Raw genomic sequence first — 22,721 nt, forward strand, 5'->3', positions numbered from 1 at the left:
ATTTTATTGAAGAATAACTTGCCATTTCGATTTAACCACATCCCAATCAAATAATTCAACTTTCTCACGTGCATTTTGTGTTATTTTTAATAGTAGTTCACTATTTTCTTTCAAAACTAAAATTGCTCTTGTAATAGCTTCTCTATTATTGGGATCGACTAAAAGGCCCTCTTCTTTATTTTCAATTAAATATGGCATTCCTCCTACATTGGTGGAAACAACTGGAATTCCTAGTGCCATGGCCTCTATAACACTAACAGGTGTATTATCAATATTAGTGGTATTAAGAAATATATTATGCGATTTTGACAACGCAATCCACTCTTCTTTCGACAACTTACCCGTAAACTCAATATTTAAATTTTTTCCTTTTGCATATTGCCTTACACTATTTAGAGATCCGTCAACGTCTGGACCAACCATAGTAAGTGAGGCATTTGTATCAAAATTCGACAAATCTTCTAATACATCAACTGCTAATTTTGGATTATAAATTGAAGAAAAAGACCTTACCCATAACAGCTGTATACGATCCATTTCCCTTTGATTAAAATCATATTTATCAATTTCAATAAAATTTGGAATATATTCTAGATTCTTAAACTTATTATTTTTAAATATGTCATATAAGAACTTAGACGGTGCAATTAATTTGTGAGCATTTCCAAAAAAGGATTTGCTTAAAGTCCGATTATTCTTTAGTCGATACTCTAGATTACCACCGTGAAGAATCGGTATGTATTTTATTTTATAAACTCTGCATAAAAATCCAACAACAACGGCATAGTAGAAATTTAATGTACTGTAGGTATCTATTAAAACATAATCAGTAGATTTTCGCCACTTAAAAACCATCCACATCATATCACAAAACCTCAATACTTTATTTGATTTATTAGATGCAATCTTGACCTCACAAATTTCTTTGAGTTTTGCCCCTAATATCTCAATCGTTGTTTGAGTTTTATCCTCTTTTGACAAGGCGTTTCCTATATACAGGACGTTTATCATAATATACATTTATAAGAGCTAAGGCATAAATAAACCCAGGAGCAGCAATGCGCATTGCAGAATGATTTATAGTAGCAAACCAAAAACCCAGCATAGAATAGAAGAAAATATTTCGTTTGTTTTCTATCCTATAAAATAGCGGTACTAAAATTAAAATAAACAAAATAAAAAAGGCAAAAGAACCATGTTCAGAAAACAACCTACTAAGTTCATTGTGAGACGCTTTTATACCCATACCCTTTTTTAGTCTTAGCTCTTTAGCACCATTAGCACCAACGCCAAGAATTGGATTTTCTATAAACCCTTGTAAATCATCCATAAAAAGGGTAATTCTACCAGTTGACAAATCATCCTTAGCTCGACCAGAAACATCCTGATTAGCGTAACGTTTATCAATAAGACCCATAGTTTGATTTGAACTAATTATCCAGACAGAAATACCCAATAATCCGAATAAGACAAAGGTTGAGAGTATTCGGTTTTTCATCTTAGAACTAGATTTAACGTATAAGAAGTAAAAAAATACCATAATAATTAATATTGCGGTAATAATCCCTCCTCGACTAAATGTTACAATTCCTCTAAAACTTATTAAACCAAGTAAAATAGCATTAACAATTTTCAAAACTAAAGTTGGAGATTTCATAAATAGTCGAACTGTCAAAGTAAACATTCCTAATCCTAGAATTGTTGCGACTTGATTTGGTCCGAACCCACCAGAAGTCGCAAAATTAGACTGTGTTCCGCGCAATACATCCTTAATACTTGGATTATAAAGAAATAGATATACGGACATTGAAATAATTGGTAAACTGAGATAAAGTAATGCTTTTAAATATTGACTCATAGACAATCGCTTGTTCACAAGGTATAATGCTGAAATACCCAAACAAACTGGGCCACTCAATACAAATGCAATATTCGTCCTGAAATTTGAATCAAAACCAATGGTGATTGAGGCAACAATTATTGATGGAATTAAAAGGATTAAATATGCAAAATAGGGATAGGCCTTGTTGGAAATACCGTTATAAAACAAACCAATGAGAGCAAAAAGAATTACTAGATATTTAGAGCCCTCATAAAAAAACGAACCAGAGGTCATTCTAAATAGCACTTCAGAACCAACGACATAACAGCACGCAAAAACAATTTCAATTGGTTTGTCTTTATCTTTAGATGAAAAAATACGGTACAAAAAGAACAGAACAACTGCAATAAAATAAGCTCTCGAAAATCCTGGTATAAACAAAAGCAAAAATGCTATTAAAATATGTAGAAATACCATAGTAAGGTAATTCTCCTTATTACTGACATGATATTTATTTTTTAATGAATTATATTTCAATTTGCCCTTTTTAAGACCTATAAACTTTTAAAAGTTTATATAAAACCTCGTCTGCCGAATATTCACTTTTGACTTTTACCATCAACTCCATTGAAAATTTTTTCCTTAATAATTTGTCATCAATTAATTTAGACAACGCTATACTCAATTTGATTGGATTATTAGGCTCAACAGAAAGGCCATTTTTATTTTGTATTATAACTAAACTAGAATCACCTACATCTGTAGTAACAACAGCCAATCCTGCCAAACCGTATTCTAATAAAGCTAATGGTAATCCTTCTGATTTTGATGACAACACACCTATCTCACATTGACTCATAATGTGATTTATATCTTGTCTACTTCCATAAAAATAAACAGATTCTTCCATTTTATGATCAATAACATATTGCTTTATAGCTCTTGAATATTCATCCTTAAAATCTTTACCTACACAATGAAGTGTCCAATCCGAATGTGATTTTAAAACCAATTGAAAGGCCTTCAAGAGATTGAGATGATCCTTTTGTGTCCTCAAATTGGCCAAACATAAAATCCGCTTATTATTTGATCCCTTTAAGGCTGTTTGAGGTTCGTTTTCATCTAACACAACTATATTTTGTAAATAATCTACTTTTTTACAATACAATTGTTTTTTAGACCAATCCAAAAGTTTATGGTTGACACTGAAAATTTGATTGAAAAATAAGGAACAAAGTTTTAGTACAAATTTTGGTCTTTGATCTAACTCTTCACTTTTTCCATAATGATCGTGCCAAACAACTTTAACTGAAGGCGTAATGAATTTGACCAGAGTTGCAAAAAAATAGGACGTCGCATGTGCATGAATTATACGGATTCTATTTTCTTTTAAAAATTTACGAAACCTAAAGATAGCTCGTAAATCGAAGCTAGATTTACGTTCAAGAAACAAATAACCTACAGCGTCCTTCACTGAAGATTTTAAAGAACCTTCTCGCCTCGTAGTGCACAAAAAGGATGCTTCTATTTTCTCACTTATTAGATTAGCATAGGTAACAGCCAAGCGCTCAGCACCACCTGCATCTAATGAATCTATTAATTGAACTACCCTTGTCATGCGTTTAAAATACTTTTAATCTCTTCAGCCTGTCTTTCAACAGTGTATTGCTGTGACCAAATCTGGGCATTTTTTGAAATTTGGTTTAGATTCTTAGAATTAATCACTTCAATAATATGGATAATAGCTAGGTCAATATTGTTATCAATTAAAATGCCTCGTTTACCATAATCTAGCATCCACTCTACACACGATACTTTTGTTGAAATAGGAATTACACCATAAAACATACCTTCAGCTAATGACTTTGGCCAACCCTCACTCTTTGAAGGTAAGATATTGAAATGAGCCCTTTGAAGTTCAGTCATTAAAGTCTCTTTCTTTACATTCCCCTTTATACTAACAAAGTTCTCTATGCTATTATTCTTGACATATTTAGTCAGATCACCTTTGAGATTGCCATCACCATAAAGGTTGAGTACACATGATATACCATTTTTATTTAAACCCTCTATTATTTTAATGGCCATTAATGGTTGTTTCCCCTCTACCAAAGCACCAATAAATGTGAAATTTAATTGCCCATTGTAGTTGTGCTCTTTGAAATTAACTTTATCCTTTTCATAAAAGGTAGCCGCAAAAAATGTTCTCATGCTTCGTTTAAAATTTGGCCATTTACCATAGACCAAAACTGTCATATTTTTTGTCAAATATGGATTTGTAAAAATAGATTTTTGAAACCTATAACCCAATGGCTGTTGACTATTTGGATCCCAATTACCAGCATAACGCATCGTTTTTTTCTTTTTAGGAAAAAATAATTGGACAAATGATGCTAATGCCGAAACATTACTCGGACATCTAAAATGCAAATGATCAGCTTTTCGCATGACATTAAATATCTTAATTAACATCCTAGGTAATGTGATAATTAATTTCAATATCCCTAAAAATGACTTCACATTAAAAACGGGTACCTCAACAAATGTGATATTTTGATTCTCATAAGCCAAATCAATATTCTCAATTTGGCTAGAATTCGATTTCGGTGCCACGATTATAATAGTATCAAAAAGCACATTCCATAAATCCATCTCACGCACATAAGGTGCGTAGCCATAATACATATTATCGCATTTTTTATGTTGTACCAAAGTGAATATTGCAAATGTCATTTTAAGCTTTATTCAGACTTTTATAAAAATCTATATTTTTCGCAAGACTAGTTTCAATATCAAACGTCTTCAACACGTATTGTCTTGCTTTCTTTCCCATTTCTAAGGCTTTATCTTCATGCTCAAAAAACCAAGAAATTTTTTCTGCAATCTCATTTATATTTAATGGATCACAAAGTAAACCTGTTTCAAATTCCTTTATAGTTTCAGGACCAGGACCTTTTTTTGAAAAAACTACAGGTTTTTGCATGGCCATAGCCTCTTGTGCCACTAACCCTTGGGTTTCCATATGTGATGGAAAAACGCAAACTTGTGCTAAACAATATTTTTCTGGTACTTGCTCAAAAGGTAGAACACCATGGATTGTTACACAATTTTCAATAATTTCCTTATACTTAGTCTTTAGCATTTCGGTGTAAGAGCGCCCGTCTTTATAAAACCATTCTCTTCCAAAAATATTTAAATGTACTTCAGGGTACTTTCTTTTAATAGCTTCCATTGCCATTATAAGTTGTCTTACGCCTTTCTTTTCGCAAATTGTTCCTACAAAGGTTATATTATATGGTTGTGCTTTTTGATTAGGATTTGGATGAAATAATTCTGTGTTTATTGGACTGTAGATAATTTCAATTGGTTTATTATGAAATGATAAGAATTTTGAGGTGTGCTCTTTTACATAATTTGAAACAGCTATAAAACCATCAGCTTTTTTAAATGATAATTTTTCTTTCAACCCTTGCCACCAATGCACTTTACGGTTTTCACTTTCAGCAAAAAAATGATGTCCACCATGTAATCGAATAACATATTTTAATGCTGGATTTTTTCTCATAAATGCCAGACCAAGCTCAGCAGACTCAACAATATCAATGTTTTCTTGTTTGTGAATTTTCTCAATTTTTGATGATATGGATATCGTATTGAAAATAAACTTGCCAAAAGGAATAGTTGACTTAGGAAGCCTATAAATTTTGACACCCTTATCATTCAACTCTTCATAATCTGAATTACCAATACCTACAATTGAAACCTTATGACCCTCGTTTACCAAAGCACGTCCAAAGGTTTGAAGAAAAGTTCCAACACCACCAGATTTCCATAATGGATATTCACTTGATATAAAACAGATGTGCATTAGGTTAAAATCTTTGCAAGTTCCTCAGAGTTCTTTTCAATTGGAAATAAAACGATACGTTCCATCCACTTTTTACTATCTGAAACAATTTTTTCATCACCTTTAATCAAGGTTTCTAAAGCCGACTGAATTTCTTCTTTACTATTTATCCATCCTACCGGATTTAAGTTCTCTAAAGTACCGAAATGGTGATATTTATAAATAAATTTAGTACTCCAGTTTGCATCATTACTGGTGTCATAATTAAGATAACAACACAATTTATTTAAAGATGCAAAATCAAGGGCCATTGTACTTCCCAAATTAATAACACCTGCACAATGATGTGCTAGGTTAACCTGTAAATCAATATCTTCAATTTTTGAAAAATAGCCTACCCAAGAACCAGACTCAGTGTGCCATTTAGGATCAATTGCTATTATGATGTCTTTGAAATCGCTTAACACAGCATCATACCGATCTGAAAAATCCACTGGACATCGCCTAAAAATTAATTGAACATTTTCAAAATTCAAAGAGACTGTCTCTGCAACATCACGCAAATACTGAGGATCATATGGTGAAGTCAATTCATCATCTCCACTAAAACAAACCCACGTTTTATTTGGATTTAATCCATAAGTTTTGGCAAATTCCTCTCTAGATTTTATCTGACCTTCATCTTTATAAAATTCAAACTGAGGTGTTCCAGCTATCTTTAATTGATGCTCCTCGATATCAGGATAAAACAAGTTCATGTCGTTTTTCATCCAATCACTCCAAAGTGCATAGCTATCTGTTTCTACACAAAGACGAGCTTTAGGAAGATTATCCCAAGAGAAGATTGCCGATGTACTTTTAATTCCTAAGGATTTTGAAGCCAAACTAATTGGCATTAACCCAGCGACACGTTGATGGGTAATAAATAAATGATCTGCTCTTAATTCTACCAATTCAGACTTGTAAAAATCGATGATCGCCTTTGTCCATTTTGATTTACTCTTATGCTCGAGCGATTTGATTTTCTGATAATCTGATTTAGCCTTATTACCAATAAATTCAGCCAATTCATATAACAGCTTTAATTTAAAATTAGACTTTGGTTTGCGCCAATTTAAAAGTAATGTCTCATTCTTGGTTTTGTTAGCGAAATAATTTAGGCGTGCATAAGTTGAAGCTTCCCTGTAAAGTCTTGTAAGAATTGGTTCCTTATGAATTTTGAGAAACTTGTAGTTGATGTTGATGTTAGAATGACGTTGTCTTACTTCACTAAAGGCACTTTCGCCTAGTGGCGACCAAATCGTAATTTTGCAGGAAGTGCCTAAATGTTTTAATAAATCAGAGTAGAGGTAATTTTTAATGCCAACTCCATCTGGAACAATTATTACAACATGTGATTTATGAGCCATCAATATCTTTAAATTGTTTTTGATGATCTATACTCCACACAGCCTTAGACTTTAAGCTTTGTAAGAATAATGAAGCACTATCACCAAAACCAAATATCTGTATTTTTTCTGATTGAATTGCACCAATATTTTGGATTGCATTAACAATGTTATCTACAATACAATCGCAATTAACTACAGAATCTACCTTAACCCTATTTTTTTGACGTGAACCAATATCTATGCTTGGAATACCATAATAAGGTGCTTCTCTTACACCTGCACTACTATTGCCAATCATAAACTGTGAATTTTTGAGCAGGGTCAAGAAATATTCGAATCGGATTGAAGAAAAAATTCTGAAACTCTTATTTGCCTTCAATGATGAATACGCATCAATTATGAATTGACTACCAAGATCATTATTTGGATAAATGACCACATAGTTTTTATTGCTTTCAATTAATGCCTTTACAAATTTTTGAGCATCATCCTTTATGCTTTCAATTTCCGTGGTTACTGGATGGTACATGGCAACAGCATAGTTATTAAATGGAATTTCATAGTAGGATTTAACTTCATCAATTGAAGGTAAAGTATCAGAAAACATCACATCAATATCAGGAGATCCGATAGTATGGATTGATTCTGGCAATTCTCCCATTTGGATCAACCTGTTTTTTGCTTCCTCGTTTGAAGTATAATGAATATGACTCAGCTTAGAGACAGAGTGCCTAATGAGTTCAACAATTGTTCCGGATATTTCACCACCTTCAATATGCGCAACTAAAATATTGTTTAGACTTCCAACTATTGCCCCAGCCAAAGCTTCTACTCTATCACCATGTACCACAATTAAATCTGGTTGTATAGCCTTCACATAGCTTGAAAAACCTTCAATTGTTTTTGCTAGAGTTAAATCCATTGTGGTCTCATGAGTATGATTACTAAAGGTGTGGATGTGTTTAAAACCGCAACGCTCGACTTCTAACAAGGTATATCCATACGCTTCCATGAGATGCATTCCCGTTACAAAAATGAAAGGTTCGAACTCTTGATTTTCCTCTAATGCAGCAATTAACCCTTTAATTTTTCCAAAGTCTGCACGCGTTCCCGTTAAAAAAACTAGTCGTTTACTTTGCATACACTAAAGGTTTATTGATTGATATCTTCCCAAGCGATTTGCTCATCTTTCTTTATCGATTTTTTAGCGGTTTTACCTAAAATAGTATTGAAATGTTCAGCTAGTATTTCTCCTGTACCAGGTCGCTTTACCCAGATATTTTCTTCAGTAAATGTTTCGCCTTCTTTAATGTCGGCAATTGAGCAAACCGTAGCAAAAGCAAAATCGATTGTTACTTGCTCCTCCTTTACTGGTTCTTTCGTACCACCTCGCATGGACCATACTTCTTTACTTGCCTGTAATAATGCCTTTGTTTCAGCCTCGTCCATACTGCATCCAATATCAGGACCTGTTCTTTCCATATGGTCCGTAAAATGACGTTCTAAAATAGAGGCGCCAAGAGCCACGGCTCCTATACATGCATTATTATTTAAAGTATGATCGCTTAAGCCAAATACCTTATCAGGAAATGCCTCGTGTAACTCCATCATCGCTCCATATCTTACCAAATGGCTTGGTGTTGGATATAAATTAGTCGTGTGTAACAAAGCAACGGGAACCTCATACTTATCAAATACCGTAACGGCTTTGGCCACACTCTCAATAGTGTTCATCCCAGTACTCATGATTACCGGTTTTCCAAACTTCGCAATATGCTCCAACAGTGGATAATTATTACATTCACCCGAACCTATTTTAAAGGCCTGAACATTCATTTTATGCAATCGATTTGCGGCTGCTCTTGAAAAAGGTGTTGATATAAAAATCATACCTTGGGCTTCCACATAATCTTTTAAGGACATCTCATCTGCTTCATTCAATGCACAGCGCTCCATAATATCATAGATTGAAACATCTGCATTACCTGGAATCACTTTTTTTGCTGCACCACTCATTTCATCCTCAACAATATGAGTTTGATGTTTGACGACCTCTGCACCAGCGCGCTTAGCCGCATCGACCATTTCTTTGGCAACATCTAAAGATCCTTCGTGGTTAATGCCTATTTCTGCTATAACCAAAGGTGGATAATCTTGTCCTATTTTTCTACTTGCAATAGTAATGTAGGGTTTATTCATCTAAATATGTTTTAGCTATAAATTCAGCATAGTTCATATCTTCTTGTGTATCAATATCAACTGAAGCGAATGGGTGATCTATAATCATTGGATAATTTTTCTCGCCTAAAATTTGATTTTTTAAGACTATTTCTGATTTAGTAATATAAAGTAATCCATTTTCGAAGTAAAGTGGTTCTAAATCCTGACTTCTTTGTCCCATTTTGTAAGTGTAAGGAATAAAACGATCACCTTCTATTTTACCCAGTTTTTTATCATTAAGCGAGACCGTCATGAGACTTTCATAATTACCCTCAGAGAAAATTTCAAGTGCTTCATTTAATAAATTAGTCGGTCTAAGTGGGTTTGTAGGTTGTAGTAGAATGACATTTTCATAGAATCCATTTAAATTTTGAAGCACATGTTTAAGCGCTGAAACAGTCGTTGAGTCATCCATTGAAATTTCTTCTGGTCTATCGATAACTTGCACACCCTCACTTTTAGCAAATGTCTTGATTTCACTATCATTAGTTGTTACGACTATATCAATATCATCGTTTGCATTAATCTTGGCATAATCAAGGCTATATTCAATAAGAGCCTTCCCCGCAAGCATCTTTAAGTTCTTGCCAGGCAAACGCTTTGAGCCCCCTCTCGCTGGAATAATAATTATTGATTTAACCTTTGCCATATATTATATTAAATAATCGATGAACAATACGTTTTTTAAGCTTGTATAACTGGTAATTGATAGGTCTTGGTTTAAAATTAAGTAATTTAAATTCACTAACCTTATTTGTATTGTTTTTGGCCTTTAATTTATTTTCTTCTTGAATTTCTTTCATCCACTCCTCTACAGTATTACCCATGTGGAAGGCAAAGTTATTATAAGTCGATAGTCGCATACCTCCTGAATAATTTATCGGTTGATCACAGTATAAAAATTCAGAATTATTGCCTACCAAAATTAATGATGGCTCTTTTGGAACAGTGGAATGAAAAAGTTCTCTTCTCATACTCAAAATTTGATGCCCACTACCAACAATCGCCTTTTGACCACCTAACTGTATAACAGCCCATTTAGCATTTTTATCTTCTTCTAGTTGCCAATGAAAACTCTCCAAGTATTTGTTATGTGCATCATGATTGTCTGGAATAGACTCATAACTAAAATTTACCCTCTTAAAAATTACTCTACTTAATGTTGATGAGGTTTCATAATTCTTGAAATTTCGGCATGGTATGGGAGAAACAGATGCTACATTTTCAATATTTTGAAATATAGCTTCTACTTCATTTTGCCAACCAAATTGAAACAAGATATCAACATCTGCCAATGTAATAATTGGTTCTCTACTTGCTCTTGCAGCACCAATTAAAGCATCAATCTTTCCAATATTTTTAGTGTGATGGATAACGCTATCAATATTACCTTCGGTCAGTTTATCGTCTAATATTTCTTTTACTTCATTACACGATGCATTATTCACTACCGTAATTGCACAGTATGAATTGGTTGTGGTTATAGCAGAATCAAGACCTAATTTAAAAACTTCTAAAACATCCTTATAATAGCCTTCAAGTGATGGAATAAATACCACAATAATAAGCCGATGTTGAAACTCGAGCTCAATTTGCTTTGACGCCTTTTGCGGATTCATACCTACTCTCATATATTTTCTACTACTAATTTCTGTTTTGCTTCGGTTATGGCCATGGTCATATTTTGATACCAGGATTCTATACTATATAATCCTTCAGGAACTTTTTTGTTATACTGATTCCCTTTACTCTTTAATTCTTCAACTGAAAAATGCATTGCATTAACCCATTCCTCTACTAAATTCGGCTTATCTATGAGTTTACCATATTTACCGTTACCTAATACCTCACGTACACCACCTTGGTCTGAAGCAATTATGTAACAACCACAATGCATAGCTTCGGCTAAAACAATTCCAAAACCTTCTTTCCAAAGCGTTGGAAACAAAAATATATCTGATAACTGATAATATTTAGCCAGGTCTTCATTAGGAATCCTTTTGGTATTAATTACTCCAGACTGATTAATCACCCTATTTATACCAACTACAATCAATTTGGTTTTAGGATTTGTTTTGTGAACTTCTTTAAAGGCCTCTAGAGCGATATGAAGTCCTTTTTTGGGTCTATCCTGAGAACACCACGTAAAAATGATTTCATCATTATTTAATCCTAGCTCTAATCTAAGGTTCAATTTGTCAGATTCTGATACTGGCTTAAACTTTTCAATGTCAATTCCATTATGGATTATTCTTGCCTTAAAAGGACAACTATTATAAAACTTAAGATACTCTTGATATGACAACTGGGTTAAAAAGAAAAATTCGTCAATTGCTCCAAGAAATTTATCCCCTTTATTAATTGACACAATTGGTGCAAATCCATGAAAATAGTATTGAATATAAAAATCTTTCCTATCAAACTTTTTAGATAGAAACTTGTTAATTGGAACTACAATTCCACTATTGTCAACTATCTGTATAACATACCTTTTGTCTGGATCGATAATTCGCTCTAATGCCTCTATATAGTTATTATATAAAGTTTTTGAGGGTAGCCTATTTTTTATTTTGTCAACAACATTGATATCTCTTATGAACTCATATGAAATCCCTTTTAATTTTTCATTTACTTCTGGGCAAACAATATGATCAAAAGGTTGATCTGATTTTCTGAATAGGTAGTCATACATGCGTGTCCAGCTAGCTACCTTATGAAATGGTAATGGTAATTCAGAAATTAATATTACTTCAACGTCCATACTAATAATCACATATACTTAAATAGACTAATAATGCGATTTTATGTTAAGTTTTATAGGTTAAAAATAGCATTTTTATACTGACCAGAAATATGTTCTTTTAAATAATGTTTTTGATAACGTATCCTATTCTCTAGTGCAATTGATGTTACTTCTTGATCACTGAGTTCTGTCAATTTTATTAATATTTTTTCAATTGATTGACAATCATTTGCTTTAATCCAAAATTGATTTTTCAAATCTTTTAATCTTTCTGGCATTGCACCAACTTTGGTAGAAATAATTAATCTTGCGGAGGCCATCGCTTCTAGCCCTATTAAAGGACCTGATTCCTCATAAGATGGAATTACAATAACATCAGATTTCTTTTTAAATTCGGTTAATTCCTCATATGGTTTAAATCCTAAATAAGTGATGTTATCCAATGAGTTAGTCTTTGATATCAATTCAGCAGATAAAGGTCCATCACCAATAATGATTAGCTTAAAATCTTGCCCAACTTTCTTAAAGCAATTCACAAATTCTAAAATTCCTTTTTCCTCAGATATGCGACCAGCATATAGAAAAGTACTTATCTTTTTTGGTAAACTTAAATTGAGCATTTCAAACTCGCTATATGTACATTGATCAATGAGTTTAAAATTGTAATTTGAGATACTATTAAGTTTTTGAGCATTGCTAAGTGAATGATGGATAAATAGTGAAATATCACTTAACCAATCCTTGTTTTGAATATCCGCTTCTTTAATGGTCATGGACGTCCTAAGAACAGTCTTAATTCCTTTTTTCTTTGCAATTGAAACTATCTCCTCTAAATAGTTACTAGAGAGTTGAGCACACAATATTATCAAATCACTTTGAAGGACTTCATTTTGTATTTTTTTTATGGCATAAGTTCTATATCCCGTTTTTCTAGCTACTGAATTACTAACAAATGAAAATTTATTGATGATCTTATTAGACTTTAATGCACTTACAAATGCCAAAAATCTGAACCATATACTACTCTTGTATATCAGTTGATTTAAAGTCAAAACCTTGTCTGTCGGTATAAAATCAAAAATTTGAGATTTCGAAGTTAAATTGCCTGAAGATAAAACTCTCACCTCAAAATCTTTTGAAAGAGATTTTGCTATGAAACCAGTTTCTAACTCTCTACCTCCTTGGTCTCCAATTGGCCCAAAAATCAAAATTTTTTTCATTATTTAATACCAAATAAACCTAAGATTTTAGCACTAGCGCCAAGTTGTAGTGTGGCAATTTTTCTGAATAAGGGTGACTTATCAATAATCTTTAAATACTTAAACCTTTTATTTGTTTTGAGAAACTTATCAAAAATATAAGTGTCATTTTCGTTATTAAAAACTCTTGGGAAATAAGAGCATAGAACATCATGTCGCTCTTTATAAACTTCATCAAAATTATTCACATCTGAAGAAACACCGCGTGTATCAAAAACCGAAACTGTAAAAGGTAGCTTTAAAAATGTCTCATTATTCAAGCCGAGAACTTTAATAAAAAATGCCCAATCTGCCACAATATTGAGCGACTCATCATACATTCCATATTTTGAAAATAAATCTCGCTTTATAAAGGTAGATGGATGAGATATAGCATTACCTACTAAATATGAAAATGTAATTTTTTCTGGATGCTCCCTTAATCTTGGACCGCTATTTTCATCAAATATGAGGTGCCCAGATAATACAGAATAATCCTTTGCTAAAAATGGTAGTACTTTTTCTATGACTGAATTGCTTTCTAAGTAATCGCCACTGTTAAGAAACAAAAGGTAATTACCTTTTGCCATTTTAATACCCTTATTCATGGCATTGTAAATACCTGTGTCAGGTTCACTTATATACCTTAGGTTTTCATAGTTGAAGGATTTTATAACATCCATACTTTTATCTGTCGAATTCCCATCAATTACTAAATGCTCAATTGAACTATTAGTTTGAGAACTAATACTATCCATAGTCTTTTTTAGACCAGAAGCGTTATTGAAATTTATTGTAATGATACTTAACATCTAAGTGAGTTTATCTTCAACAATTAACAGTTATTATATTTATTGATAAAAGTGTCAACGTCAAAAAAATATTTATTGACGTCCTTAAGAGCTTCATCATCAAAATCCCACCACTTCATTTTTAATAAATCATTCCTTTGTTCAGCTGTAAAGCGATAATTTTTAATCTCTATTGGATTTCCATAGGCAATGGCAAAATCAGGTATATCTTTTGACACTATCGAACCCGCTCCAATTATTGCACCATTACCAATATTGATGCCGTCTAAAACAGTTACGTTTGCGCCAATAAAAACATCATTCCCTATAGTAATTGGTTTTCGTTCTTCAATTAAATTTTCAGTAGCTAATGTTTCACCGTTTTGTTTTAAAGTACTATAGAAATAAGGACTTGTGGATATTCCATCTGTAGGATGTATACCCCAACCACATAAAAAATTAGGACCAATAGAAGAAAATTTTCCTATTTCGGTCTCAGATATTTTAGAATTGGTTGCTATATATGTGCCTTTTCCAATGGATACATTAATTAATCGATAAGGGTCAACAATATTTGTTTTTGATGCAACAGTAGAATTGATACTGGTATTTGATAAGGACTTTAGCTGAATATTATGAAAAAGAATAGGTCTAATCTCAGGTATAAAAAAACCAATAATTTTATAAACAAATAATTTTATCCTCTTCATAATATTTAAAAATTACATGAGCAATTCAAGCTTTTTATCAAACTCAAATACATCAAAGTCTGAGAATGGATCATAATTATAAATTTTCAGTCCGTTAATCTGAGCTTGATTTTTTAATGTTTCATATTGCTGGTACAATTCATATTCTTTATAAAGTCTTTCCTTTGGGAATGGTTGCTTTTGTTTTTCATATGAGATTTCTATTCCTGCTTTATTTAGATAAAACTCTAATGATGGTTTATCATGATCATAAAAATGTGTATAGGGCTTAATGCATTGCCAATCATGGTTCACTCCAAAAATTCCTGTTTTTGGCAATTTGCAATATATTGCTAATTGCAAAGCGACAATCGTCACACTCCATGGTGACAAAATAGGCTTAGTAAAGTCTACAGGGACATCTCCACCATAAGAATAGTAATAAACAGAACGATTCTTGAATATTTTGTCAGCTACTTCTTTGTCTCTTTTTTCAACCAATAGTGGGACATTCTGAGGCAAAACTTCTTGGCATCTTGTCCACCAATCTATAAGAACTTCCTTAGTTATGGGAGGATGTGATGCAGCAAAAATATGAATCTTTGGGTTGATTTTTTCTATATCTGGATGTTCAAAAAAATTCCCTACAGTTATGGCCATTTTATCTGAATAACCAGTTAAGTCTAATTGATTAATTGATGAGGCAGACCCTAAAATAACAGCCTCATTGAAATCATTGAATAGAGATTTTAATTCTGAATTTTGAGCATATAGCTTATATGGATTATTTATTATTCTTCTTAATCTTCTATTTATTCTCTTTAACATTTATTAAAATACCTGCCTTTAGTTTATTTGTATGTTCTGTAGTCGTATTGTGGATAGTAAAACAAATTATATCCTCTATTAAAAAATAATAGTATTAACATTCCTAAAAGTAATTTTAATATTATTCCAAAATTCAATTTGGAGTTAAAACTATAAGTAAAAATATTAACAGTATAATCCATGAGAGATCTCAATCGTCCTTTAAATCCCTTTGAAAGTAAACTTACATTATAATAATTGACACATTGTCTATAGAATATATATCGTTTTAATATCAATCCTTTGGCATTGCCTTGTTCGCTAATAACTTTGAATGCCGTATTAAAATAGTTAAAAATAGATTTTTGTGCCAGTAAGGATTTTTGATAAGTGGTAGTAATACTTTCTTGACCAACTCTTATATAGAATAGAGCATCTTCCAAGTATAAATATTTAGGGTTGTAGGCCAATAATCTCAAATGGAAATCACTCTCTTGACCACGATGCATAGATTCGTCAAAAAGTTTTTTACCACTTAAAAAACGCCTACGCCATAATGGTGCTGGTGTATAAAAGAATAATCCATTAAGTAAATAATCTTCCAAATAATTATCTGACTTCATAATTGGTGGCCTAATTGTCAATGGATCTATCTCAATACCTTTAACAAATTTTCTCCCAAGACAAGCGCAAAAATCAAGGTTTTTGTCTTCAATTAATCTTGTTATTCTAATCTCAAGAAATTTTGGATGCATAATATCATCACTATCAAACCAATTAATGAATTGACCTTTTGACATTTCATACCCGAAATTTCTACAAGCATTTGCGCCTTTTGGTTTATAATCTGGTCTATTATAAAATAAAAATCTCGAGTCGTTATCGGTATATGTCGTTATTATCGTTTCAGAATTATCAGTACTTCCATCATCAATTATGATGCACTCCCAATTTTCATAGGTCTGTAACAATATACTATCTAAAGTCTCAATGAGAAGCTTTTCACGATTATAGGTTGGTATGATAATGGATATTAAGGGTTGCAAAATTTAAATGGAGTTATACAATTCTATTATCTTTTTACTCTGGATATGATTATCAAAATCATTCTCAACCATTGCTCTCGCACTCAGTCCCATTTCATTAATCAAACTTGGTTTTTTTATAAATTTCTTAATAGCAATAGCCAAAGAGTACTCATTTATTTCATCTATAATAACACCAGTTTTGCCATTTTGAATTGTTTCTGGCACACCACCACATCTAAATCCAATAACTGGTATTCCTGTTGCCTGTGCCTCTGCCGATACCAATCCTTGCCCTTCTGCTCTTCCCATTTTGTCTTTGGTCGAGGTCATTAAAAACAAATGTGAATCATATAACATTTCTATAACATCCTGTTGGGAATTACCTTTTTTCAAATCAACAAAGTATTCAAGTTTTAATTCCGTAATTAAGTTCTTTAAGTTTATGTATTCCTCACCCTTTCCAACAATACTATAATTGATTTTATACCCTTTATCCACTAACAACTTGACCGCTCTTATACCTAAATCCTGTCCTTTTAACTTGATTAATCTACCAACCGTAACAAGCCTTATTTGAGAATCTATTTTTCTTTTTTGATACTTAAATTTCTCCAAATCAACACCTACCGAATTGACATGTAATTTTTCAATAGGTATTTCTAGTAGTTTGAGATTATTAGCAAGATAACTAGAACTTGTAATTATTGATTTGGCAGAACTAAATAGGTCTGAATAATACTTTTTTATTGCGGCTCTATTTTCATTTGTTGAAAACGTATCAATTCCATAAAATGTAGTGAATATATCTCCTTTTATGGCTCCTATTTCTTTCATTTCTGCCAATATTTTACCAGACACTCCAAAATGGGCATGAAATAGTTGAACATCTCGATATTCTAAAAAAGTACTTGTTTGAAACCACATTTTCAGAGATCTAGATTTTTTTCCATATTTCTTATTGAGTGTTCTTAAAAATACCTTTAAGAAAAAAGGCTTCTTTAACCATTCAAATTTTGCTTTAACAAGTCTTACTATTTTGTTCTTCGGTAATGATGGATTAAACGTTCTAGCTATTTTGTAAAGCCCATATTCGTCAAATAGCAATTGTTGTGAAGTGTGCGATTGTGGATGTAAGTTATTGACCAATATAGAAACTTCATAACCATTTTTAATTGTCTCTACGATATGATTAACAATAAATGTCTCAGATTTTGAAGGGAAGTCATTAACAACATGTACAATTCTTTTACCCATCGTTCACTAATTTAAGTAATGATCTCCAGTCCTTCTATTTAATTCTCTAGATTTAGCACACTCGAGTTCTATTCTACTCAATTCTTTTAATTCCTTTAAATATCCTTTCAAATCAGTTAATCTAAATTTTAAAAGTGATAAAAGAGCTTCTTTTTTAACCTGATTCTTCGCATAATTCAACTTTTCTTGCCAGTTGGATATATTTAGATCTGCAAACTTCATTTTGCTCCGATAGTCTAACTTATAGAAATATTGATCTGAAAATTTATCAATTTTATCATATTTCCTATTCATTGTATCATGCATTACCTTACAATTTGGTAATACACCTAATTTATAACCGTGATACCTAAACCGCTGTGCCAAATTTACATCTTCACCAAGATGCTTAAAAATTGGATCAAAACCTCCTACATTTAGAACCGCCTTTTTTGACATAAACCAACATGCCGCTGCAAAAAAAGTAACTTCATATATTTTTTGCTTTTCTTTTGAAAGTACAAAATCTGAATAGAAGAATTTATTTTTTTCGTACGACATATATCCAGAAAATGATGATTCTAAAAACTCACCTTCCCAATCGCAGTGAATAGGACTCAATATTCCAAACTCTTCATGTTCATGAGAAGCATAAAATAACTCTTCGATACTACCCTTTTGCATTTTAGCATCTTGATTTAGCAACAATATGTACTCAGCATTATTCTCAAATGCATAACCAATTCCGATATTATTTGCTTTTCCAAATCCATGGTTCTTTTCTTGCTCTAGAAGTAATACACTAGGAAATTTGCTTTTTATTAAATCCCTGGTGCCATCAGTAGATAAATTATCTACAACAATAACTGTTGTATCACCGATTACAGAATTAATAGAGTCTTCAATCCATAAAAGACCATTATAGGAGACTATTACAGTAAAGATTCGTTTATTTAAACCGTTTTTAGTCATTAGGCTGTAGTACTAATTAATCCACTAAAAAAGTCACTAATTCTGGATTTTAAACTAATTCTGTTTTCATATACATAACCTAACTGCTTTATATCTCGCATATATTTATGTTCGACCATACTTCTATAATCATCTGTATAAAATTTAGAATAATGGAGCTTCTTTTTTAATGGTGACTTGTTTTCATGAATTCTGAATTTTTTATCAAAATTCAGCTTATCAACAAGTTTAGACATATCTGAATTAAGAGATTCAAATTTTAAAATTGCATCTAATTTATAAAGTCCCTCAAAATCAAAAAAATCCGTTTGTAGATTAAGGTGATCCCCTCGATACTCCTTTACATCAATTAAATTGAAAATATCATAGAATGGTCCTTGCCCTTGAATATAATCTGAAAATGATCCGTTAATATTTCTTTCTTTCTGAATCCAAAAATAATCTGAATAAGCTCTATCCCATGGGTTACGAACTATTGTGAACTTAAAATAGTTTTTCCAATTTTCTTCAGAAATAAGTTCTGTTTCTAACAGTATCTTACTGGTAGCGTGTTGAAGGTGAATTTTGCGTTTTGGACACCATCCATATAAAATGTCATAATTTGGTTCTTTCCAATTTAAGCCTACATAAGGATGAAAATATTTTTGGATACTACTCCCTGCACATTTAGGTATGTGAATAAATATGCATTTGTATTTATGAGATATCATTGATTTTATTTTCCCACTTAAAATTACTCAAAAACTTTCCTAAATTCTTTTTATTTGGAAGTTTACCACTGTTAAAATAATCACCATTAACAACATTAATAGATAAAATTCTATCATTAGAATATAATCTTCGTCTTGAAAATAAGTCAAGAAGTTCAATACCTACTAAATATTCTCCCTCTGTTAATTGAAGTTTATCAATTATACAATCAAAATGAACTTTTTCATTAGATTTCACTTCGATAGTACTATTCGTGTGATATGTATTTAATGTGGATATTAATACCTCCTTACTGTCGAAGATTTGAATTCTCAAATTTAATTCAATCGGTAACTTACTGCTACTCAAAATTTCTAAATGAAAACAATAGTGGAATCCTGAAATTAATGTTTTAACTTCTTTAAAATTCTTATCTGAAACTTGGAAATTATTAATTTGAATATCTCCTACAACTATAGGAAACTTATTATTCTCATTTTGATCTTCTGAAAAAAATGTTAGATACTTTGAAATAGCCTCGTTCACATTACCATCAAAGGAAACCTCACCATCACTCAAAACAATACATCTGCTACAAAGTTTCTGAATCGACTCCATATTATGGCTTACGAATAGAACAGTTCGTCCTTCACCTTCACTGATATCCTGTATTTTACCTATGGCTTTTTTCTGAAACTCCGCATCGCCCACTGCTAATACTTCATCTACGACTAAAATATCAGGTTCTAGATGTGCAGCAACAGCAAAAGCAAGCCTAACTTTCATTCCAGAAGAGTAGCGCTTTACAGGTGTATCAATATATCGTTCACATCCAGAAAATGTAATTATTTGATCTAATTTAGTCTTGATTTCAGATTTGGTCATTCCCAAAATAGCACCATTCAAAAAAATATTTTCCCTTCCTGTCATTTCAGGATGAAATCCTGTTCCTACCTCTAGAAGAGATGCTATTCTTCCATTTGTCCTGATCTGACCTTTTGTTGGACCGGTAACTCTGGATAGTATTTTTAGCAAAGTTGATTTGCCTGCACCATTTTTACCAATTATTCCGAGCACTTCTCCTTTTTGGACCACAAAATCAATATTTTTCAATGCCCAAACATATTCACTTTTACCCTTCTTACTTCTGTCATTAGATTCCCCAACTCTTAAATATGGATCATCCTTGCCACGTACAGTATGCCACCAACGATTAATATCATGACTTAGTGTACCAGTACCAACTAGACCAAGTCTATATTGCTTGCTTATACTTTCGACCTTTAGAATCACATTAGACATATTTAAACGGTATCAATAAAACTTTTTTCTGTTCGGTTAAAAACGACCAGACCAATAATAAAAATTAATATACTAAAGACGATTGCATAGATAAGTTTGTAAACATAGAATGAGTCTATATCTAGTACCACATATCTAAAAGTTTCGATAACAATTGCAATAGGATTATATTCTACAAGCCAGGAATATTGAGGCAATTTTTCTTCAAAATAAGATAATGGGTACATAACCGCTGAACCATACATTAATAGTTGAACTCCAAATTGAACTAAAAAACTAAGATCCCTATACTTAGTTGTGAGTGATGAAATCACCATACCAAAACCGAGTCCTAATAGTGCCATTATCAAAATGAGAAATGGCAAGAAAACTAATCCACTATTTGGCCTAATTGTTGAGCTATTAACAAATATGAAATAAAGATAAAACACAATAAAAACAAATAATTGAATACCAAATTTCAAAAGGTTTGATATTACTATTGACATTGGCATTATAGCTCGTGGAAAATAGACCTTCCCAAAAATATTTTGATTTTTAATAAATGTATCTGAAGTTCCGGTTAAACAGGCTTTAAAATAATTCCAAGCTGTAATACCTGCAAGATTGAATAAAAATGGTGGTACTCTATTTCCAGTTGGTATACTAGCCAAATTATTGAAAATGAGTGTAAAAATTATCGATGTGATTAATGGCTGAATAATATACCACAGTGGTCCTAGAATAGTTTGCTTATAAACTGTAATAACGTCTCTCTTAACAAAAAGTGTTAAGAGATCTCTATATCTCCAAATTTCTTTAAAATTGAGATTAAATAAATTCCTTTTTGAGGATATGGTATAGAGCCATTTTTGGTCTGAAGAATTCAAATATCAAATATTAGATGAGCGAATATAATAAATGATATTAATTGAAGTAGTAAAATATAAAATCACTTATTAAGGTGATTTTAACAATGCTTTAGTTAAAATAATCCCAAGTAATTTTAAGACCCTCTCTGACGGTGAATTGTGGTTTATAACCAATAAGTTTCTCAGCTTTGGAAATGTCTGCAAGAGAATCTCTTACATCTCCAAGTCGTGGAGGTCCATAAATGGCCTTAAGAGAAGAACCTGCTGCAATCTTTAAAGAATCCCATAAATAGTTTATGGTTATACGCTCACCACACGCAACATTGAAAACATGATTTTTGGCCTCTTTAGAAGCAAACATACTTTTAATATTTGCCTGCACTACATTATCTATAAATGTAAAATCTCGAGTTTGTTCACCATCACCATTTATTTTCGATGGATTGTTGTCTTTCAAAGCTTGCATAAATAAAGGAATTACAGCAGCATAAGCTCCGTTAGGACTCTGTTTCGGTCCAAATACATTAAAATATCTAAGACCAATAACATCAGTATCATAGGTAGTTCCAAAAACATCTGCATAAAGCTCATTAACATATTTAGTGACAGCATATGGTGATAATGGCTTTCCTATTTTGTCTTCAACTTTAGGTAATGTTTTGCTATCTCCGTAAGTAGAACTCGAGGCTGCATATACCATTCGCTTTACATTTGTACTATCTTTTAAAGCGATCATCATATTTAGAAAACCTGAAATATTGACTTCGTTTGTGGTAGCAGGGTCATTTATAGAACGAGGAACAGAACCTAATGCAGCTTGATGTGAAACATAATCTATACCATCCATAGCTTGAATACAGGTCTGAAGATCCCTTATATCACCTTCTAATAATTCAAAGGCAGGATTATTCATAAATTCTACTAGATTTTCTCTATATCCATTTGAGAAATTGTCCAAAACTCTTACTTTATTGGCATTATACTTGAGAAGATATTCAACAAGATTAGAACCAATAAACCCTCCTCCTCCGGTAATTAAAAAACTTAATTTTGAGAGGTCTGCTGTATGATATTTATTTTCGTACATAATAAATCAG

22 protein-coding genes are annotated in these 22,721 nt (G+C 31.9%); all 22 read right to left on the reverse strand.

Translation table 11 applies throughout. From position 1 onward, the window contains the following. Positions 1 to 3: 3 nt before the first annotated feature. The 22 genes from ACRHOC_RS09080 to ACRHOC_RS09185 all read right to left on the reverse strand — a co-directional run bounded on the left by ACRHOC_RS09080 (position 4) and on the right by ACRHOC_RS09185 (position 22,711). The gene (locus ACRHOC_RS09080) at positions 4 to 1,011 is read right to left on the reverse strand and encodes a glycosyltransferase family 4 protein (protein WP_431158297.1); all 1,008 of its coding nucleotides are present in this window, start codon (positions 1,009 to 1,011) and stop codon (positions 4 to 6) included. After that, on the reverse strand, positions 965 to 2,359 hold the full coding sequence (locus tag ACRHOC_RS09085; protein ID WP_431158298.1) for an O-antigen ligase family protein: 1,395 nt from the start codon (positions 2,357 to 2,359) through the stop codon (positions 965 to 967). The genes ACRHOC_RS09080 and ACRHOC_RS09085 overlap by 47 nt, the downstream gene beginning before the upstream one ends. 10 nt (positions 2,360 to 2,369) lie before the next feature. Beyond that, entirely contained in the window at positions 2,370 to 3,440 is a 1,071-nt protein-coding gene (locus ACRHOC_RS09090; RefSeq protein ID WP_431158300.1) for a glycosyltransferase, read from the reverse strand. Further along, entirely contained in the window at positions 3,437 to 4,555 is a 1,119-nt protein-coding gene (locus tag ACRHOC_RS09095; protein ID WP_431158301.1) for a glycosyltransferase, read from the reverse strand. Before ACRHOC_RS09095 ends, ACRHOC_RS09090 begins: the two co-directional genes overlap by 4 nt. A gap of 1 nt (position 4,556) precedes the next feature. Next, on the reverse strand, positions 4,557 to 5,690 hold the full coding sequence (locus tag ACRHOC_RS09100; protein ID WP_431158302.1) for a glycosyltransferase family 4 protein: 1,134 nt from the start codon (positions 5,688 to 5,690) through the stop codon (positions 4,557 to 4,559). Then, positions 5,690 to 7,078, reverse strand: coding sequence for a hypothetical protein (locus ACRHOC_RS09105; protein ID WP_431158304.1), 1,389 nt, complete (start codon positions 7,076 to 7,078; stop codon positions 5,690 to 5,692). The genes ACRHOC_RS09100 and ACRHOC_RS09105 overlap by 1 nt, the downstream gene beginning before the upstream one ends. Next, positions 7,068 to 8,201, reverse strand: a complete 1,134-nt coding sequence (neuC, locus tag ACRHOC_RS09110) for a UDP-N-acetylglucosamine 2-epimerase (RefSeq protein WP_431158305.1) — start codon at positions 8,199 to 8,201, stop codon at positions 7,068 to 7,070. Before neuC ends, ACRHOC_RS09105 begins: the two co-directional genes overlap by 11 nt. Before the next feature lie 11 nt (positions 8,202 to 8,212). Next, positions 8,213 to 9,259, reverse strand: a complete 1,047-nt coding sequence (locus ACRHOC_RS09115; RefSeq protein ID WP_431158307.1) for an N-acetylneuraminate synthase family protein — start codon at positions 9,257 to 9,259, stop codon at positions 8,213 to 8,215. Then, positions 9,252 to 9,929 (reverse strand): cytidylyltransferase domain-containing protein, encoded by a 678-nt coding sequence (locus ACRHOC_RS09120; protein ID WP_431158309.1) that lies wholly within the window; start codon positions 9,927 to 9,929, stop codon positions 9,252 to 9,254. The genes ACRHOC_RS09115 and ACRHOC_RS09120 overlap by 8 nt, the downstream gene beginning before the upstream one ends. Then, positions 9,916 to 10,899, reverse strand: coding sequence for a glycosyltransferase (locus ACRHOC_RS09125; RefSeq protein WP_431158311.1), 984 nt, complete (start codon positions 10,897 to 10,899; stop codon positions 9,916 to 9,918). The genes ACRHOC_RS09120 and ACRHOC_RS09125 overlap by 14 nt, the downstream gene beginning before the upstream one ends. Before the next feature lie 8 nt (positions 10,900 to 10,907). Further along, positions 10,908 to 12,041: a glycosyltransferase family 4 protein gene (locus tag ACRHOC_RS09130; RefSeq protein WP_431158312.1), complete on the reverse strand. Its 1,134-nt coding sequence runs from the start codon at positions 12,039 to 12,041 to the stop codon at positions 10,908 to 10,910. A gap of 53 nt (positions 12,042 to 12,094) precedes the next feature. Continuing rightward, complete coding sequence (locus ACRHOC_RS09135; RefSeq protein ID WP_431158313.1) at positions 12,095 to 13,243, reverse strand: glycosyltransferase family 4 protein; 1,149 nt, start codon at positions 13,241 to 13,243, stop codon at positions 12,095 to 12,097. Then, a complete protein-coding gene (locus tag ACRHOC_RS09140; protein WP_431158314.1) occupies positions 13,243 to 14,073 on the reverse strand; it encodes a glycosyltransferase family 2 protein in 831 nt (276 codons plus the stop codon). Before ACRHOC_RS09140 ends, ACRHOC_RS09135 begins: the two co-directional genes overlap by 1 nt. Before the next feature lie 23 nt (positions 14,074 to 14,096). Beyond that, a complete protein-coding gene (locus ACRHOC_RS09145) occupies positions 14,097 to 14,762 on the reverse strand; it encodes a CatB-related O-acetyltransferase (RefSeq protein ID WP_431158315.1) in 666 nt (221 codons plus the stop codon). A 12-nt stretch (positions 14,763 to 14,774) separates the two neighbouring features. Continuing rightward, entirely contained in the window at positions 14,775 to 15,569 is a 795-nt protein-coding gene (locus ACRHOC_RS09150) for a hypothetical protein (RefSeq protein ID WP_431158316.1), read from the reverse strand. Positions 15,570 to 15,592: 23 nt separating this feature from the next. Next, a complete protein-coding gene (locus ACRHOC_RS09155; protein ID WP_431158317.1) occupies positions 15,593 to 16,594 on the reverse strand; it encodes a glycosyltransferase family 2 protein in 1,002 nt (333 codons plus the stop codon). 3 nt (positions 16,595 to 16,597) lie between these two features. Continuing rightward, a complete protein-coding gene (locus tag ACRHOC_RS09160) occupies positions 16,598 to 17,830 on the reverse strand; it encodes a glycosyltransferase (protein ID WP_431158318.1) in 1,233 nt (410 codons plus the stop codon). A 6-nt stretch (positions 17,831 to 17,836) separates the two neighbouring features. Next, complete coding sequence (locus tag ACRHOC_RS09165; protein ID WP_431158319.1) at positions 17,837 to 18,781, reverse strand: glycosyltransferase family 2 protein; 945 nt, start codon at positions 18,779 to 18,781, stop codon at positions 17,837 to 17,839. Beyond that, positions 18,781 to 19,491, reverse strand: coding sequence for a sulfotransferase family 2 domain-containing protein (locus ACRHOC_RS09170; RefSeq protein WP_431158320.1), 711 nt, complete (start codon positions 19,489 to 19,491; stop codon positions 18,781 to 18,783). The genes ACRHOC_RS09165 and ACRHOC_RS09170 overlap by 1 nt, the downstream gene beginning before the upstream one ends. Further along, the gene (locus ACRHOC_RS09175; RefSeq protein WP_431158321.1) at positions 19,478 to 20,773 is read right to left on the reverse strand and encodes an ABC transporter ATP-binding protein; all 1,296 of its coding nucleotides are present in this window, start codon (positions 20,771 to 20,773) and stop codon (positions 19,478 to 19,480) included. Before ACRHOC_RS09175 ends, ACRHOC_RS09170 begins: the two co-directional genes overlap by 14 nt. A 2-nt stretch (positions 20,774 to 20,775) precedes the next feature. Further along, positions 20,776 to 21,642 (reverse strand): ABC transporter permease, encoded by an 867-nt coding sequence (locus tag ACRHOC_RS09180; RefSeq protein WP_431158323.1) that lies wholly within the window; start codon positions 21,640 to 21,642, stop codon positions 20,776 to 20,778. 91 nt (positions 21,643 to 21,733) lie between these two features. Next, positions 21,734 to 22,711 (reverse strand): SDR family oxidoreductase, encoded by a 978-nt coding sequence (locus ACRHOC_RS09185; RefSeq protein ID WP_431158325.1) that lies wholly within the window; start codon positions 22,709 to 22,711, stop codon positions 21,734 to 21,736. Positions 22,712 to 22,721: the final 10 nt, after the last annotated feature.

The sequence above is a fragment of the Winogradskyella poriferorum genome (assembly GCF_050618035.1).
GTDB classification, from domain to species: domain Bacteria; phylum Bacteroidota; class Bacteroidia; order Flavobacteriales; family Flavobacteriaceae; genus Winogradskyella; species Winogradskyella poriferorum_A.

What these genes read in the sequence shown, in the direction of transcription:
- ACRHOC_RS09185 (WP_431158325.1), bottom strand. Translation starts at nt 22,711, where the DNA reads ATGTACGAAAATAAATATCATACAGCAGACCTCTCAAAATTAAGTTTT.
- ACRHOC_RS09115 (WP_431158307.1), bottom strand. Translation starts at nt 9,259, where the DNA reads ATGAATAAACCCTACATTACTATTGCAAGTAGAAAAATAGGACAAGAT.
- ACRHOC_RS09170 (WP_431158320.1), bottom strand. Translation starts at nt 19,491, where the DNA reads ATGATATCTCATAAATACAAATGCATATTTATTCACATACCTAAATGT.
- ACRHOC_RS09125 (WP_431158311.1), bottom strand. Translation starts at nt 10,899, where the DNA reads ATGAATCCGCAAAAGGCGTCAAAGCAAATTGAGCTCGAGTTTCAACAT.
- ACRHOC_RS09090 (WP_431158300.1), bottom strand. Translation starts at nt 3,440, where the DNA reads ATGACAAGGGTAGTTCAATTAATAGATTCATTAGATGCAGGTGGTGCT.
- ACRHOC_RS09100 (WP_431158302.1), bottom strand. Translation starts at nt 5,690, where the DNA reads ATGCACATCTGTTTTATATCAAGTGAATATCCATTATGGAAATCTGGT.
- ACRHOC_RS09120 (WP_431158309.1), bottom strand. Translation starts at nt 9,929, where the DNA reads ATGGCAAAGGTTAAATCAATAATTATTATTCCAGCGAGAGGGGGCTCA.
- ACRHOC_RS09165 (WP_431158319.1), bottom strand. Translation starts at nt 18,781, where the DNA reads ATGACTAAAAACGGTTTAAATAAACGAATCTTTACTGTAATAGTCTCC.
- ACRHOC_RS09095 (WP_431158301.1), bottom strand. Translation starts at nt 4,555, where the DNA reads ATGACATTTGCAATATTCACTTTGGTACAACATAAAAAATGCGATAAT.
- ACRHOC_RS09140 (WP_431158314.1), bottom strand. Translation starts at nt 14,073, where the DNA reads ATGTTAAGTATCATTACAATAAATTTCAATAACGCTTCTGGTCTAAAA.
- ACRHOC_RS09135 (WP_431158313.1), bottom strand. Translation starts at nt 13,243, where the DNA reads ATGAAAAAAATTTTGATTTTTGGGCCAATTGGAGACCAAGGAGGTAGA.
- ACRHOC_RS09130 (WP_431158312.1), bottom strand. Translation starts at nt 12,041, where the DNA reads ATGGACGTTGAAGTAATATTAATTTCTGAATTACCATTACCATTTCAT.
- ACRHOC_RS09080 (WP_431158297.1), bottom strand. Translation starts at nt 1,011, where the DNA reads ATGATAAACGTCCTGTATATAGGAAACGCCTTGTCAAAAGAGGATAAA.
- neuC (WP_431158305.1), bottom strand. Translation starts at nt 8,201, where the DNA reads ATGCAAAGTAAACGACTAGTTTTTTTAACGGGAACGCGTGCAGACTTT.
- ACRHOC_RS09175 (WP_431158321.1), bottom strand. Translation starts at nt 20,773, where the DNA reads ATGTCTAATGTGATTCTAAAGGTCGAAAGTATAAGCAAGCAATATAGA.
- ACRHOC_RS09150 (WP_431158316.1), bottom strand. Translation starts at nt 15,569, where the DNA reads ATGTTAAAGAGAATAAATAGAAGATTAAGAAGAATAATAAATAATCCA.
- ACRHOC_RS09145 (WP_431158315.1), bottom strand. Translation starts at nt 14,762, where the DNA reads ATGAAGAGGATAAAATTATTTGTTTATAAAATTATTGGTTTTTTTATA.
- ACRHOC_RS09160 (WP_431158318.1), bottom strand. Translation starts at nt 17,830, where the DNA reads ATGGGTAAAAGAATTGTACATGTTGTTAATGACTTCCCTTCAAAATCT.
- ACRHOC_RS09105 (WP_431158304.1), bottom strand. Translation starts at nt 7,078, where the DNA reads ATGGCTCATAAATCACATGTTGTAATAATTGTTCCAGATGGAGTTGGC.